The sequence below is a fragment of the Bradyrhizobium sp. SZCCHNPS1003 genome, from assembly GCF_032381555.1.
GTDB lineage: Bacteria > Pseudomonadota > Alphaproteobacteria > Rhizobiales > Xanthobacteraceae > Bradyrhizobium.
Window position 1 is genome coordinate 131,051 of sequence record NZ_JAUHIU010000015.1, and the last position, 13,441, is coordinate 144,491.

Sequence of the window (13,441 nt, forward strand, 5' to 3'; positions counted from 1 at the left end):
GCGGGGAGAGATCAAGCGCTCGATGTGAATGGGTCCACGCCTCCCCCGCTTGCGGGGGAGGTCGCATCGCATCGGAAGATGCGATGCGGGTGGGGGAACGCTCCGGCGGGACTGCCCGTGTGGCGCCCCCACCCCAGCCCTCCCCCGCAAGCGGGGGAGGGGGCGCAGCGTGCCTGCGGCGATCGCTCGTTCCCCTCCAGAAGAAGCCTACTGCCAGCCCGGGACGCCGCGCATGTCCGGCAGATGGTGCGCGATGCCCTTGTGGCAGTCGATGCAGGTCTTCTCGCCGGTGAAGAGGAAGCGCTGGTGCGCTTCGACGGCGCGCGGCGACTGCTTGGTGATGTCCATCGACTGCGCGCTGTGGCAGTTGCGGCATTCGAGCGAATCATTGGCCTTGAAGCGCGCCCATTCGTGCAAGGCCAGCTCCAGCCTGCGGTCGGTGAACTTCTCGCGGGTGTTGATCGAGCCGAACAGATGGCCCCAGACCTCCTTGGAGGCCTGCATCTTGCGCGCGATCTTGTCGGTCCAGTTGTGCGGCACATGGCAGTCCGGGCAACTGGCGCGCACGCCGGAGCGGTTGGAGAAGTGGACGGTCGACTTCAGCTCGGCGAACACGTTGTCGCGCATCTCGTGACAGCCGGTGCAGAATTTTTCGGTGTTGGTGATCTCCAGCGCGGTGTTGAAGCCGCCCCAGAAGATGACGCCGGCGAGGAAGCCCGCCAGCACCAGCACGCCGAGCCCGAACACGGAGCTCGGCTTCAGCAGCACGTCGATGAGGTCGAGAATGAACTGCCAGGCGCGGCGGACAAGGCCGAGCCGCTTCTCGGGGACGGGCGCTTTGGCGCCCTCCGGGATGTCGGCGCTGCTCATCGCTTGCCACCCGGCCTGTCGTGCGCCAGCAGCGTGTCGATGTCGACGAAGTCGTTGCTGACCGGCGGGTTGGCGACGCTCTGCGGCACGTGGCACTGGGTGCAGAAGAAGCGGCGCGGTGACACCGAGGCCAGGAACTGGCCGTCGCGATCCATGAAGTGCGTGATCGACAGCATCGGCGCCTTCGACTCCGCGGTGCGCGCGCGGGCATGGCAGGACAGGCATTTGTTGCCCTGCATGTCGACCTGATAGCCGTCGATGGCATGCGGAATCACCGGCGGCTGCTCCGGATAGTTGCGGACCTCCTTCTCGGCGGTGTTCTTCATCGGCTGCATCGGCGGCGCCGGGCCTTCGTCGTTGAGCGGCGCGGGACCGCGCAGGGACGAGCTGACGCTCTGGGCGAGCAGCGCGCTCGACCCGGCTGCAACGCTGGCCGCGACCAGCATCATGGAAAGTTTCCTGATCATGATCGTCACACCCGCTCGATGCGCACGGCGCATTTCTTGTAGTCGGTCTGCAGCGAGATCGGATCGGTGGCGTCGAGCGTCACCTTGTTGATCAGCTTCGACTCGTCGAACCACGGCACGAACACGAGCCCGCGCGGCGGCTTGTCGCGGCCGCGGGTCTCGACGCGGGCGCGGATAAAGCCGCGTCGCGAGGCGACCTTGACCTCGTCGCCGCGCCGCAGGTTGGCTTCCTGCGCATCGTCCGGATGCATGAAGCAGACGGCTTCGGGGAAGGCCTTGTAGAGCTCGGGCACGCGGCGCGTCATCGTGCCGGAATGCCAATGCTCGACCACTCGGCCCGTCGACAGCCAGAACGGGTAGTCCTTGTCGGGCGATTCCGCCGGCGGCTCGTAGGGCAAAGCGAAGATGCGAGCCTTGCCGTCGGGGAAGCCGTAGAACTGCACGCCGGTGCCAGCCTTGACGTAAGGATCGGAGCCCTCGCGGAAGCGCCAGCGCGTCTCCTTGCCGTCGACCACCGGCCAACGCAGGCCGCGCTCTTTGTGGTAGGCCTCGAACGGCGCCAGGTCATGGCCATGGCCGCGGCCGAACGAGGCGTATTCCTCGAACAGGCCCTTGTGGACGTAGAAGCCGAACGCCTTGGATTCGTCGTTGGCATAGCCCGGCTCGATCTGGTCGAGCGGAAACTTGTCGACCTGGCCGTTCTTGTAGAGCACGTCGAACAGCGTCTTGCCGCGCACGTCCGGCTTCTTGGCGATCAGCTCCTCGGGCCAGACTTCCTCGATCTTGAAGCGCTTGGAGAACTCCATCAGTTGCCAGAGGTCGGAGCGCGCCTCGCCCGGCGCGGAGACGAGCTGATGCCAGAACTGGGTGCGGCGCTCGGCATTGCCATAGGCGCCTTCCTTTTCCACCCACATGGCCGTCGGCAAAATGAGATCGGCGGCGAGCGCGGTGACGGAAGGATAGGCGTCGGAAACGACGATGAAATTGTCCGGATTGCGGAAGCCCGGATAGGTCTCCTCGTTCGCGTTCGGGCCGGCCTGGAGGTTGTTGTTGACCTGCACCCAATAGGCGTTGAGCAGGCCGTCCTTCAGCATCCGGCTCTGCAGCACGGCGTGATAGCCGGGCTTGTCGGGGATCGTGCCCTCCGGCAACTGCCAGATGTGCTCGGCCTTGGTGCGATGCTCCTTGTTGGTGACCACCATGTCGGCGGGCAGGCGGTGCGAGAAGGTGCCGACCTCGCGCGCGGTGCCGCAGGCCGAAGGCTGGCCGGTCAGCGAGAACGGGCTGTTGCCGGGCTCGCTGATCTTTCCGGTCAGGAGGTGGATGTTGTAGACGAGGTTGTTGCACCAGACGCCGCGGGTGTGCTGGTTGAAGCCCATGGTCCAGAACGAGACCACCTTGGTCTTCGGATCGGCATAGAGCTCGGCCAGCGCCTCCAGCCGGTTCAGCGGCACGCCGGACATCTCGGCGGCCTTCTCCAGCGTGTAGTCGGAGACGAACTTGGCATAATCGTCGAACGAGATGTCGGTGGCGTCATTGGCCTTGGTGCGGCCGGTCGCCTTCTTCTCCAGCGGATGCTCGGGCCGCAGGCCGTAGCCGATGTCGGTCTGGCCCTTCTTGAACACCGTATGCGCCTGGACGAACTCCTTGTTGACGCGGCCGGTCTTGATGATGTGGTTGGCGATCGCATTGAGGAGATAGAGATCGGTCTGCGGCTTGAACACCATGCCGATGTCGGCGAGGTCGAACGAGCGGTGCTCGAAGGTCGAGAGCACGGCGACCTTGACATGCGGCGCCGACAGCCTGCGGTCGGTGACGCGGCTCCATAGGATCGGATGCATCTCCGCCATGTTGGAGCCCCACAGCACGAACGCGTCGGTGGCCTCGATGTCGTCGTAGCAGCCGGGCGGCTCGTCGATACCGAAGGTGCGCATCATGCCGGCGACGGCCGAGGCCATGCAGTGCCGCGCATTCGGATCGATGTTGTTGGAGCGGAAGCCGGCCTTGAACAGCTTCGAGGCCGCATAGCCTTCCCAGATCGTCCACTGTCCGGAGCCGAACATGCCGACGCCGGAAGGCCCGCGCTTCTTCAGCGCCTCCTTGTACTTCGCGGCCATGACGTCGAAGGCTTCGTCCCAGGAGACGGGGGTGAACTCGCCGTTCTTGTCGTACTTGCCGTTCGTCTTGCGCAGCATCGGATGCGTCAGGCGATCATGGCCGTACATGATCTTCGAGAGAAAGTAGCCCTTGACGCAGTTCAGGCCGCGATTGACCTCGGCCTTGATGTCGCCATGGGTGGCGACGACCCGGTTGTCCTTGGTCGCGACCATCACGCTGCAGCCGGTGCCGCAGAAGCGGCAGGCGGCCTTGTCCCATTTCAACTCGGAGGCTTCGCGCTCGGTGACGAGGTTTGCCGCGAGCGAGGCGCTCGGCATGCCGGCGGCGGCCGCGGCAATCGCGGCGGCCTCCAGCTTCAGCATCTGGCGGCGATCGATCTTCATGTCGGTCATTGGAGTCTCGTGTGATTAGCCGGCGTCGATGGCGTGGAAGACGAGGCAGGCGGAGTGCACGTGCGGCAGCAGTCCGATCCGGTTCATGGTGGCGCCGAGCGCGCCGGCATCGGGCGCATCGACGACCACGATCAGCTTGCCGCGCTCGTCGCGGCCGTGGATCTCGCAGCCGGACAGCGCGAGGATGTCGGCTTCGACGCGATCGAGCTGCTCGGGGCGGGTCTGCACGATGATGCTGGCGATCTCGCCCTTGGCCGGCGCGACGACGGGATCGGCGGTGAGGACACGGCCGGTGATCAGCGCGCGGCGGTCGAGGGAGGTGCGGTGGGAGAGCATAGGCGTGGTCGTTCCAATCAATGCGCAGCAGGCGGGCCGGGCGGCCCGACCATCATCTGGTAGACCCACACCGTGAGCCCGTAGGAGCCGACGGTGGCGACCGCGAGCGCGGGCATCAGCACGGCGGTGAGAAACAGGAAGGCAAAAATTTCCATGCGTCTGCGACGCGCATGCGCGTTCGCATCGCTGCCAACGAGCGACATGAGAGAATTCTCTGCTAGGGGAGGTTCAGGAGGGATTGCGGCATCCGGGCCGCGCCTAATCTTATGTTTAAGAAAGCTCCGGAAACCGGCGTTGACCTGGATCAAGCGGGCGGAACCTCGCGCACACCGGCGCACCGCCAGAGCGGAGTCGCGCCGGTCCCACCGAGATCTTGGTTGATGGGCCGTGAAGACGCCTGATCGCATCTTTGCTTGCGAGAAATTCTCGCTGCTTTGCGTGGGGGCCTCGATACGATCATCCCCTCTGGTCGTGAGCCGAGAGGACCGGCATCACTATTTTCCAGGGGTGCTCGACACGCGTTTCGCCCGCCACCATCATCCTGTGCATCGCATCAACGTAGATGCACAAGGGTGATCGGAGAGGGCAATGAAGCGGCGTGATTTTCTGAAACTGTCGTTGGCATCGGCTGCGGTGATGGCCTCTGCGACGCCGCTGCGCGCCGAGGACAAGCCGAAGGAGATCCGGATCGGCACCCAGAAGGGCGGCTTCTTCCCGGCCGTGAAGGCGCGCCGCACCATCGAGGACACGTTCAAGCCTGTCGGCATCGACATCGTCTGGGTCGACTTCCAGTTCGGTCCGCCGCTGCTGGAGGCCATCAATGTCGGCAGCGTCGATTTCGGCTATGTCGGCGACGCGCCGCCGATCTTCGCGCAGGCCGCCAGTGCCAAGATCCGCTACGCGGCGGCCGTCAAGCAGAACGGCAGCAGCCAGGCGATCATCGTGCCCAAGGACTCGCCGATCAAGTCGCTCGCCGATCTCAAGGGCAAGCGCGTCGCCTTCGGCAAGGGCTCGAGCGCGCACAATCTCCTGGTCGCCGCGCTGGAGAAGGCGGGCCTGTCCTGGACCGACATCACGCCGGCGCCGCTCGCGCCCGCCGATGCCACCGCCGCCTTCGTCAAGGGCTCGGTCGACGCCTGGTCGATCTGGGATCCGTATCTCGCGCTCGCCGAGCTCAAGGAGAATGCGCGGGTGATCGCGTGGGACAAAGACGTGCACAAGCCGAACTCGTTCTACATCGTCGGCTCCGACTTCGTCGAAAAGTACCCGGCCGTGGTGGCCAGGCTGAACGCCGCCTTCGCCGCAGAAGGCGTGTGGGCCAACAGCCATCACGAGGAGGTCGCCAAGGCCCAGGCCGAGGCCACCGGCGTCGATCTTGAGGCGGTCAAGCGCTTCGTCGACCGCTCGGTCTATAGCGTCGTGCCGATCGACGACGAGGTCATCAAGAGCCAGCAGGCCGTCGCCGACCGCTTCGCCCGGGTTGGGCTCATCCCGAAACAAGTCAACGTCGCCGACATCGTCTGGAAGTGGACGCCGTCCACCTGACGCTCGCCTGCGACACGATCCGAAAGAGAACGACATGAGCAATGCTTCGAAGCCCAATGTGCTGTGGTTCCTGCCGACCCATGGCGACGGCCGCTATCTCGGCACCTCGCAAGGCGGCCGCGAGGTCAACTTCAACTATCTGCGCCAGGTCGCGCAGGCCGCCGACCAGCTCGGCTATTTCGGCGTGCTGATCCCGACGGGGCGCAGCTGCGAGGATTCCTGGATCGTGGCGTCGGCCGTGGCGCCTTTCACCGAGAAGCTGCGCTATCTCGTCGCGGTGCGTCCGGGTCTGCAATCGCCGGCCGTGGCCGCGCGCATGACTGCGACGCTGGACCGCGTCACCAACGGACGCCTGCTGGTCAACGTCGTCACCGGCGGCGATCCGGTCGAGAACAAGGGCGACGGCATCTCCCTGTCGCATGAGGAGCGCTACGAGGTCACCCGCGAGTTTCTCACCGTCTACAGCGCGCTGCTCGAAGGCGAAGCCGTCAACTTCGCCGGCAAGCACATCAAGGTCGAGGATGGCCGGCTGCTGTTCCCACCGGTGCAGTCGCCACGCCCGCCGCTGTTCTTCGGTGGCTCGTCGGATGCCGGCATCGACGTCGCCGTCGATACGGTCGAGAAGTATCTCACTTGGGGCGAGCCGCCGGCAGATGTCGCGGCGAAGATCGCCAAGGTGAGAGCCGTCGCCGACAGTCGTGCCCGCAAGCTGTCGTTCGGCATCCGCCTGCACGTGATCGTGCGCGAGACCAACGCGGAGGCGTGGGCGGCCGCCGACGACCTCATCAAGCACGTCACCGACGACACCATCGCCTCGGCACAGAAGATTTTTGCGCGGATGGATTCGGTCGGCCAGCAGCGCATGTCGCAGCTCCACGGCGGCCGGCGCGACAAGCTCGAGATCAGCCCCAATTTGTGGGCCGGCGTCGGGCTGGTCCGCGGTGGCGCCGGCACCGCGCTGGTCGGTGATCCCGACACGGTCGCGGCGCGCATCCGCGAGTACCAGGAGCTTGGCATCGACACCTTCATCCTGTCCGGCTACCCGCACCTCGAAGAAGCCTACCGCTTCGCCGAGCTGGTGTTTCCCAAGCTTGGGCTGAACGTGTCGGAGCAGGCCGGCAACGTGACTAAACTGCGCACCAACACCGGCCCATTCGGTGAGACGATCGCCAACGAGCATCGTCCGTTGCAGAGAGCCTCGCAGTCATGAGCCTGATCGAAAGCCTTCCCAAGGTCCGCAAGCTCGCGGTGCCGCGCGCGGATGCGCTGATCCCCTGGCTGGTGCCGCTCGCGATCATTCTGATCTGGCAGGCGGCCTCGGTCGCCGGCCTGGTGTCGCCGCGGGTGCTGCCGGCGCCGAGCGACGTCGCGCGCGCCGGGTGGAAGCTGCTGTGGTCGGGTGAGCTCGGCCGCAACATCTGGGTCAGCTTCTGGCGCGCCTCGATCGGCTTTTTGATCGGTGGCGGCATCGGCTTCGCCTTTGGGCTCGCCAATGGCCTGTCGCAGCTGTCGGCGAAGCTGACGGACACCACGCTGCAGATGGTGCGCAACGTGCCACATCTGGCGCTGATCCCGCTGGTCATCCTGTGGTTCGGCATCGACGAGAGCGCAAAACTGTTCCTGGTGGCCCTCGGCGTGTTCTTCCCCGTCTACCTCAACACGCTGCACGGGATTCGCACCGTCGATCCGCAACTCATTGAAATGGGCCGCGTCTACGGCATGACCGACAGCGAGCTGTTTCGCCGCGTGATCTTCCCCGGCGCGTTGCCGTCGATCTTCGTCGGTCTGCGCTTCGCGCTCGGCATCATGTGGCTCACCTTGATTGTCGCCGAGACGATCGCGGCCTCTTCGGGCCTCGGCTACATGGCGATGCAGGCGCGCGAGTTCATGCAGATCGACGTCGTCGTGCTCTCCATCCTGATCTACGCCCTGCTGGGCAAGGTCGCCGACAGCGCTTCGCGGGTGCTGGAACGGATGACGCTGTCCTGGCATCCGGCCTTCAGCAAACATTGAGGTTCGTAAATGCAGCAAGCGCTCCGAATTCCCGTGTCCGGCGCCGAGGCGATCGACGGCGCTGACGTGATCGGGCAGGCTGAGGCCTTCCGCCGCGCGAGGAAGCCAGGCGTGACCCCGGCCAAACCCGAGACGCGCGGCTTGCCGCTCGTGATCCGCGACCTTCGCAAGGCGTTCGGCGACAACGAGGTGCTGCGCGGCATCGATCTCGAGATTCCGGCCGGTCAGTTCGTCGCGATCGTCGGTCAGAGTGGCTGCGGCAAGAGCACGCTGCTCCGCCTGATCGCAGGTCTGGACAAGCCGACGTCGGGCAGCATCAGCTTCGGTGAAGCCGCGGCGCGGCCCGAGGACGTCCGCGTCATGTTCCAGGAACCGCGGCTGCTGCCGTGGGCGCGGGTGCTCGGCAATGTCGAGGTCGGCCTCGGCCGCGAGCGCAAGGCCGCCGGCGCGCATGAGCGCGCGCGGCAGGCGCTGGAGGAAGTCGGTCTCGCCGACAAGCGCGACCAATGGCCGGCGGTGCTGTCCGGCGGCCAGAAGCAGCGCGTCGCTCTGGCGCGCGCGCTCGTCAGCGGTCCGCGCCTGCTGGCGTTCGACGAGCCGCTCGGCGCCCTCGATGCGTTGACGCGGATCGCGATGCAGCGGCTGCTGGAGCGGGTCTGGGCCGATCAAACCTTCACCGCAATCCTGGTCACCCATGACGTGGCGGAAGCCGTGGCCCTCGCCGACCGGGTTCTGGTCATCGAGAATGGCCGGATCGCCGAGGACATCAGGGTCGATCTGCCGCGCCCGCGCCAGCGCGGCTCTGCGGAGCTTGCGGCGCTGGAAGGCTCGATCCTGGGCCAGTTGCTTGGACCGGGCACGGCGGGTTAGGAGATATCATCGCAATGAACTCCATCATCCGTCACATGCCCGATGCTACGGCGCTTCAGCCTGACTTCCGCTCTGCGATGCGCCAACTGGTCGGCGGCGTCAGCGTCATCACCGTAGGGCGCGGCGATGATGTGACCGGTATGACCGTGAGTTCGCTGGCGTCGCTGTCCATCGAGCCGCCCTCGGTGATCGTGAGCCTCAATCGGAACGCCTCGTCCTGGCCGATCCTGCAGCGGGAGCGTGTTTTCGGCGCCAATCTGCTCGCCGCGGACCAGATCGGCGTGGCCGAGCGGTTCTCGGGTAAAGGCGGTCTCAGAGGCGCCGAGCGGTTCGCCGGCGCCGAGTGGCGCAAGCACGTGACCGGCGTGCCGCTCCTGGTCGGGGCGCTCGCCGCGCTGGACTGCGAGGTCGAGGAGATCATCGAGCGGCATTCCCATGGCATCGTGATCGGCCGCGTGGTGCATGTCGAGGTGGCGCCGCAAGCGGCAGCCCTGGCGTATTGGCATGGCGGCTATGTGCACGTCGACCGCGACGCGGACATCGCCCGACTTGCCCCCCTCGGCGGGGCCGATCCGCAGGACGTGCCGTAGGGGGTGAGCGGCGGTTGGTCGCAGGGTGGCGTCCCGAAGCTGAACGCCGTAAAAGCACCGCGGCCTTGAGGCGGTGTTTGCGGCGGAGCTGATGAAACGGATCGGAACCTGGGCGCTCTACGTGATCGGCACCGTCGCGATCCTGTATCTCGCGCTCTATGCCTATGCCGTGCTGACGCAACGCGAGTTCACGCCCGGCGATCCCATTCACATCTTCCGCAATCCCGAGGCGCCGAACTATTCGTGAGGTGGTGCCCGGCGACGACGCGCCGGCGTGTTCTCGCGAACCCACGGATCCGGGGACTGCTGACAGTCCTGTAGCTGCATCCAATCGTCGGTCAGAAACTGCACGCGGCAGCGGCGCCACACTTTGATGCGCCCGCCGTCCGGCGACGTCTCGGCATCGGACAACGAGAGGGTGGGCGGCCGCCAGCGATAGCTGCGTTCATTGTCCCAGCCGTCGCAGCCCTCCCTGCCACAGGCGATCGTTCGCGAGATCAGCTTGCCCTTGCCTGCGAAGCACCAGCTCCGGGCGCCCCATTCCTGACCCGACGACGGATTGACGAGCGGCGCGTGCGACGTCTGCTCCCAGCAGCCGGACAGCACGCCGCGCGTTGCGGCATCAGCCGGCGAAACGGCAAGCGGCGCGCCGAGGGCCAGCGCGCCGCCGAGAACGATGCGGATGGGCAGATTATACGGCGCTCGGCACGCGCGGCGTGTCGCCGGAGCCTGGCGGCGGGATCGGCACGCCGCCGTCGGCATATTCGTTGAGCTTGTTGCGCAACGTGCGGATCGAGATGCCCAAGATATTGGCCGCATGTGTCCGGTTGCCCAGGCAGTGCTTCAGGGTCTCCAGGATCAGGTCACGTTCGACATCGGCGACCGTGCGGCCGACCAAAGCGCGTGTGACCTGTTCCGCGGCCATCGTAGCATGCGCGACGGCAGGCTGGGTCTTGCCGATGTCGAGACGGGTGCCGTCCGGCGTGAGGATGGCATCCGGCCCGATCTCGTCGCCCTGCGCCATCAGCACCGCGCGATGCATCGTGTTCTCCAGCTCGCGCACGTTCCCCGGCCAGCGATTGGTGGTGAGGATGCGCTTGGCTTCCGCCGAGATCGGCCGCAGCGGCACGGCATTGGCATCGGAGTATTTGCGCGCGAAATGCTGCGCCAGCTCGAGAATGTCGGCGGGGCGTTCGCGCAGCGGCGGGATCTTCAGGTTGACGACGTTGAGGCGGAACAGCAGGTCCTCGCGGAACGTGCCCTCGCGAACGGCGTCGGCAAGGTTGCGGTTGGAGGTCGCGATGATGCGGATATCGACCGGCACCGGGCGGGTGCCGCCGACGCGGTCGATCACGCGCTCCTGGATGGCGCGCAGCAGCTTGGACTGCAGCCGCACGTCCATTTCCGAGATTTCGTCGAGCAGCAGGGTGCCGCCATTGGCCTCCTCGAACTTGCCGATGCGGCGGGCGACCGCGCCGGTGAAGGCGCCCTTCTCGTGGCCGAACAGCTCGGATTCCAGCAGATGCTCGGGGATCGCGGCGCAGTTGATCGAGATGAAGGGACGCTTGGCGCGGGCCGAGCGGGTGTGGACGTAGCGCGCCAGCACCTCCTTGCCGGTGCCGGACTCGCCGGTGATCATCACCGAGGCGTCGGAGCCGGCGATCTGCTGGGCGAGCTTGATCACCTTGGCCATCGCCTCGTCGCGATAGACGAGGTCGCGCGAATCGTTGGCGACGGCGGCGAGCACCGCCGCGATCAGCTCGGGATCCGGCGGCAGCGGAATGTATTCCTTGGCGCCGGCATGGATGGCGGCGACCGCGGCGCGTGCATCGCTGGTGATGCCGCAGGCGACGATCGGCACGTGGATGTGCTCGGCGTCGAGCCGCATCACCAGGTCGCGGATGTCGAGCGCGACGTCGACCAGCAGCAGGTCGGCGCCCTTGCCGCCGCGCAGCACCCGCATCGCCTGCTCGTTGTCCTCGGCATGGGTGACGGTGGCGCCGTTCTCCATGGCGATCTTGGTGGCCGTCGTCAACTGGCCCTTCAGCGTTCCGACGATGAGAAGCCGCATGTTGGTCTCCTATTCGGTCGCGCCGCTCTCGATCGGCACGCAGGTCATGCCTGTCAGTTGCGGTCGGACTTGATGATTTCGGTCATCGTCACGCCGAGCTTGTCTTCGACCAGAACCACCTCGCCGCGTGCCACGAGCCGGTTGTTGACGTAGATGTCGATCGCCTCGCCGACCTTGCGGTCGAGCTCGAGCACAGTGCCGGGCCCGAGCTTCAGGAGCTCGCCAACATCCATCTTCGAGCGGCCGAGCACGGCTGAGACCTGAACCGGGACGTCGAACACCGCCTCGAGGTCGGCCGCGATGCGCGCGGCATGCTCTTCTTCGTTGTAGCCGACGTCCCCGCCCAACGGAGGCGCGTCCGCGGAATTGAGGTCGGGAAGCGGGATCTCGTTGTCGCTCATGACTTAAACTCCTTCGGCCGCCACAGCGGCCTAGTTCTTCCTGGACGCCATGTAGCGTCCGACCAACTCGTTGATCTTGGCGTCGATCGCAGCGCGCTCCAGCACCACGCCGCCATCGGCCCACTCGATGCGGCAGTCGCCGGTCGCGATCTCCGGCTCGGCGAGGATCACGAGGCGTCCCTCGAAGCCGCTCTGCTTGGCGAGCTTCTCGATCTTCTCGCGGGCGAGCTCGTATAGCGTCTCGTTGATGCGCAGCACGAGGTGCGGCGTGGCCACCAGATGCGCGAAGCAGTCGTGCACGAGTCCGACGATCTCGCCGAGCGGCTCCGCCTCGATCAGCGCCGCGCACAGCTTGCGGGCGACGGCGACCGCCACATCGACGGCCTCGGTTTCCATCCGCTGCTCGATGCCTTCGAAGCGGGCGGAGATGCCCTGCAACTGGATGTTGATCTGCTCCAGCGCCGACGCGACGCGGCGGTCGGCTTCGACCTTGGCTTCGCGCTGCGCCGCCTCGTAGCCGTTGCGGTAGGCGGCGGCTTCGGCGGCCGCGACCTTCTGTGCGATCTCGGCGGACGTGGCCGCACGCTCCCGCGTCGTCTTCTCCGGCGCGGCGAAGTCGGTATCGAACAGGAATTTCGCGGGCTGAGCCATCAATACACCAGTTCGTCGTCGGCGCGGTTCTTGCTGAGCATGATCTCGCCCTTGGCGGCGAGATCCTTGGCGAGATTGACGAGCAGGGCCTGCGCCTCGTCGACGTCGCGCAGCCGCACCGGTCCCATGGCGGCCATGTCGTCCTGCAGCATCTTGGCGGCGCGCGACGACATGTTGCCGAAGAAGAAGTTGCGCACCTCCTCGTTGGCGCTCTTGAGCGCCACGCCGAGCTTGTCCTTGTCGACATTGCGCAGCAGCGTCTGCGCCGAGGCGGAATCGAGCTTGATCAGGTCGTCGAAGGTGAACATCAGCGCCTTGATGCGCTCGGCTGACTCCCGGTTATCTTCCTCCAGCGAGGTGATGAAGCGGGTCTCGGTCTGGCGGTCGAAATTGTTGAAGATCTCGGCCATGACCTCGTGGGCGTCGCGGCGGCGGGTCTGCGACAGGTTCGACATGAATTCGGTGCGCAAGGTCTGCTCTACCCGCTCGATGACCTCCTTCTGGACCGCTTCCATGCGGAGCATGCGGCCGATCACGTCGAGCGCCATGTCCTCGGGCAGGATCGCGAGCACGCGCGCGGCATGCTCCGGCTTCAGCTTGGACAGCACGACCGCGATGGTCTGCGGATATTCGTTCTTGAGGTAGTTGGCGAGCACCTCTTCCTGGACGTTGGAGAGCTTCTCCCACATGTTGCGGCCGGCCGGGCCGCGGATCTCGTCCATGATGCCGTTGACGCGCTCCGGCGGCAGATATTGCTGCAGCAGCCGCTCGGTGGCGTCGAAATTGCCCATCAGCGCGCCGGAAGCAGACATGCGCGAGACGAATTCGAGCATCAGGTCCTCGACGACGTCGGCTTCGATGGTTCCCAGCGTCGACATCGCGAGCGACAGCTCACGCACCTCGTCGTCATCGAGCTGCTGCCAGATCTTGCCGCCATACTGCTCGCCGAGCGCGAGCATCATCACGGCAGCGCGCCGCGGGCCGCTCAAGGGCTCGGTCTTCGGGCGCTGCGCCTGGCGGCTCGCCAGCGTCGCGATCACCGTGGAAATGTCGTTGTTGTTGGCGTTGGCGTTCTGGGTCTGCGGCAGCGACATGGCGTCTACGTTCTTTTCAGTTC

General features: G+C 66.1%; 16 protein-coding genes. 6 read left to right on the forward strand and 10 right to left on the reverse strand.

The window, feature by feature from the left end:
• Positions 1-207: 207 nt before the first annotated feature.
• The 5 genes from QX126_RS24275 to napE are packed head-to-tail and all read right to left on the reverse strand — an operon-like array spanning position 208 to position 4,386.
• Positions 208-870, reverse strand: a complete 663-nt coding sequence (locus QX126_RS24275) for a NapC/NirT family cytochrome c (protein WP_315733889.1) — start codon at positions 868-870, stop codon at positions 208-210.
• On the reverse strand, positions 867-1,319 hold the full coding sequence (locus QX126_RS24280; RefSeq protein WP_315784167.1) for a nitrate reductase cytochrome c-type subunit: 453 nt from the start codon (positions 1,317-1,319) through the stop codon (positions 867-869). The genes QX126_RS24275 and QX126_RS24280 overlap by 4 nt, the downstream gene beginning before the upstream one ends.
• Before the next feature lie 23 nt (positions 1,320-1,342).
• Positions 1,343-3,847, reverse strand: a complete 2,505-nt coding sequence (gene napA, locus QX126_RS24285) for a nitrate reductase catalytic subunit NapA (RefSeq protein ID WP_315784168.1) — start codon at positions 3,845-3,847, stop codon at positions 1,343-1,345.
• Positions 3,848-3,862: 15 nt separating this feature from the next.
• Entirely contained in the window at positions 3,863-4,183 is a 321-nt protein-coding gene (locus tag QX126_RS24290) for a chaperone NapD (protein WP_315733883.1), read from the reverse strand.
• 17 nt (positions 4,184-4,200) lie between these two features.
• Positions 4,201-4,386, reverse strand: coding sequence for a periplasmic nitrate reductase, NapE protein (gene napE / locus QX126_RS24295; protein ID WP_315733882.1), 186 nt, complete (start codon positions 4,384-4,386; stop codon positions 4,201-4,203).
• Positions 4,387-4,771: 385 nt separating this feature from the next.
• On the opposite strand from napE, the gene QX126_RS24300 reads away from it, so the two are divergent.
• The 6 genes from QX126_RS24300 to QX126_RS24325 all read left to right on the forward strand — a co-directional run bounded on the left by QX126_RS24300 (position 4,772) and on the right by QX126_RS24325 (position 9,448).
• A complete protein-coding gene (locus tag QX126_RS24300) occupies positions 4,772-5,728 on the forward strand; it encodes an aliphatic sulfonate ABC transporter substrate-binding protein (RefSeq protein ID WP_315784169.1) in 957 nt (318 codons plus the stop codon).
• A 34-nt stretch (positions 5,729-5,762) separates the two neighbouring features.
• The gene (ssuD, locus tag QX126_RS24305) at positions 5,763-6,938 is read left to right on the forward strand and encodes an FMNH2-dependent alkanesulfonate monooxygenase (protein WP_315784171.1); all 1,176 of its coding nucleotides are present in this window, start codon (positions 5,763-5,765) and stop codon (positions 6,936-6,938) included.
• Positions 6,935-7,741 carry an ABC transporter permease subunit gene (locus QX126_RS24310; RefSeq protein ID WP_315784174.1) on the forward strand — a complete coding sequence of 269 codons (807 nt, stop codon included), beginning with the start codon at positions 6,935-6,937 and terminating at the stop codon, positions 7,739-7,741. Before ssuD ends, QX126_RS24310 begins: the two co-directional genes overlap by 4 nt.
• Positions 7,742-7,750: 9 nt before the next feature.
• Entirely contained in the window at positions 7,751-8,611 is an 861-nt protein-coding gene (locus tag QX126_RS24315; RefSeq protein WP_315784176.1) for an ATP-binding cassette domain-containing protein, read from the forward strand.
• Between the two features lie 14 nt (positions 8,612-8,625).
• Positions 8,626-9,201, forward strand: a complete 576-nt coding sequence (locus QX126_RS24320; protein ID WP_315778074.1) for a flavin reductase family protein — start codon at positions 8,626-8,628, stop codon at positions 9,199-9,201.
• 91 nt (positions 9,202-9,292) lie between these two features.
• The gene (locus QX126_RS24325) at positions 9,293-9,448 is read left to right on the forward strand and encodes a hypothetical protein (RefSeq protein ID WP_315733870.1); all 156 of its coding nucleotides are present in this window, start codon (positions 9,293-9,295) and stop codon (positions 9,446-9,448) included.
• Here QX126_RS24325 and QX126_RS24330 read toward each other — a convergent pair.
• The 5 genes from QX126_RS24330 to fliG are packed head-to-tail and all read right to left on the reverse strand — an operon-like array spanning position 9,439 to position 13,418.
• Positions 9,439-9,963, reverse strand: coding sequence for a hypothetical protein (locus QX126_RS24330; protein WP_315733868.1), 525 nt, complete (start codon positions 9,961-9,963; stop codon positions 9,439-9,441). The genes QX126_RS24325 and QX126_RS24330 overlap by 10 nt on opposite strands.
• Complete coding sequence (locus QX126_RS24335) at positions 9,893-11,272, reverse strand: sigma-54 dependent transcriptional regulator (protein WP_315784177.1); 1,380 nt, start codon at positions 11,270-11,272, stop codon at positions 9,893-9,895. The genes QX126_RS24330 and QX126_RS24335 overlap by 71 nt, the downstream gene beginning before the upstream one ends.
• Before the next feature lie 53 nt (positions 11,273-11,325).
• A complete protein-coding gene (gene fliN / locus QX126_RS24340; RefSeq protein ID WP_315733864.1) occupies positions 11,326-11,673 on the reverse strand; it encodes a flagellar motor switch protein FliN in 348 nt (115 codons plus the stop codon).
• Between the two features lie 30 nt (positions 11,674-11,703).
• Complete coding sequence (locus QX126_RS24345; RefSeq protein WP_315733862.1) at positions 11,704-12,324, reverse strand: FliH/SctL family protein; 621 nt, start codon at positions 12,322-12,324, stop codon at positions 11,704-11,706.
• On the reverse strand, positions 12,324-13,418 hold the full coding sequence (fliG, locus tag QX126_RS24350; protein ID WP_315733860.1) for a flagellar motor switch protein FliG: 1,095 nt from the start codon (positions 13,416-13,418) through the stop codon (positions 12,324-12,326). Before fliG ends, QX126_RS24345 begins: the two co-directional genes overlap by 1 nt.
• Positions 13,419-13,441: the final 23 nt, after the last annotated feature.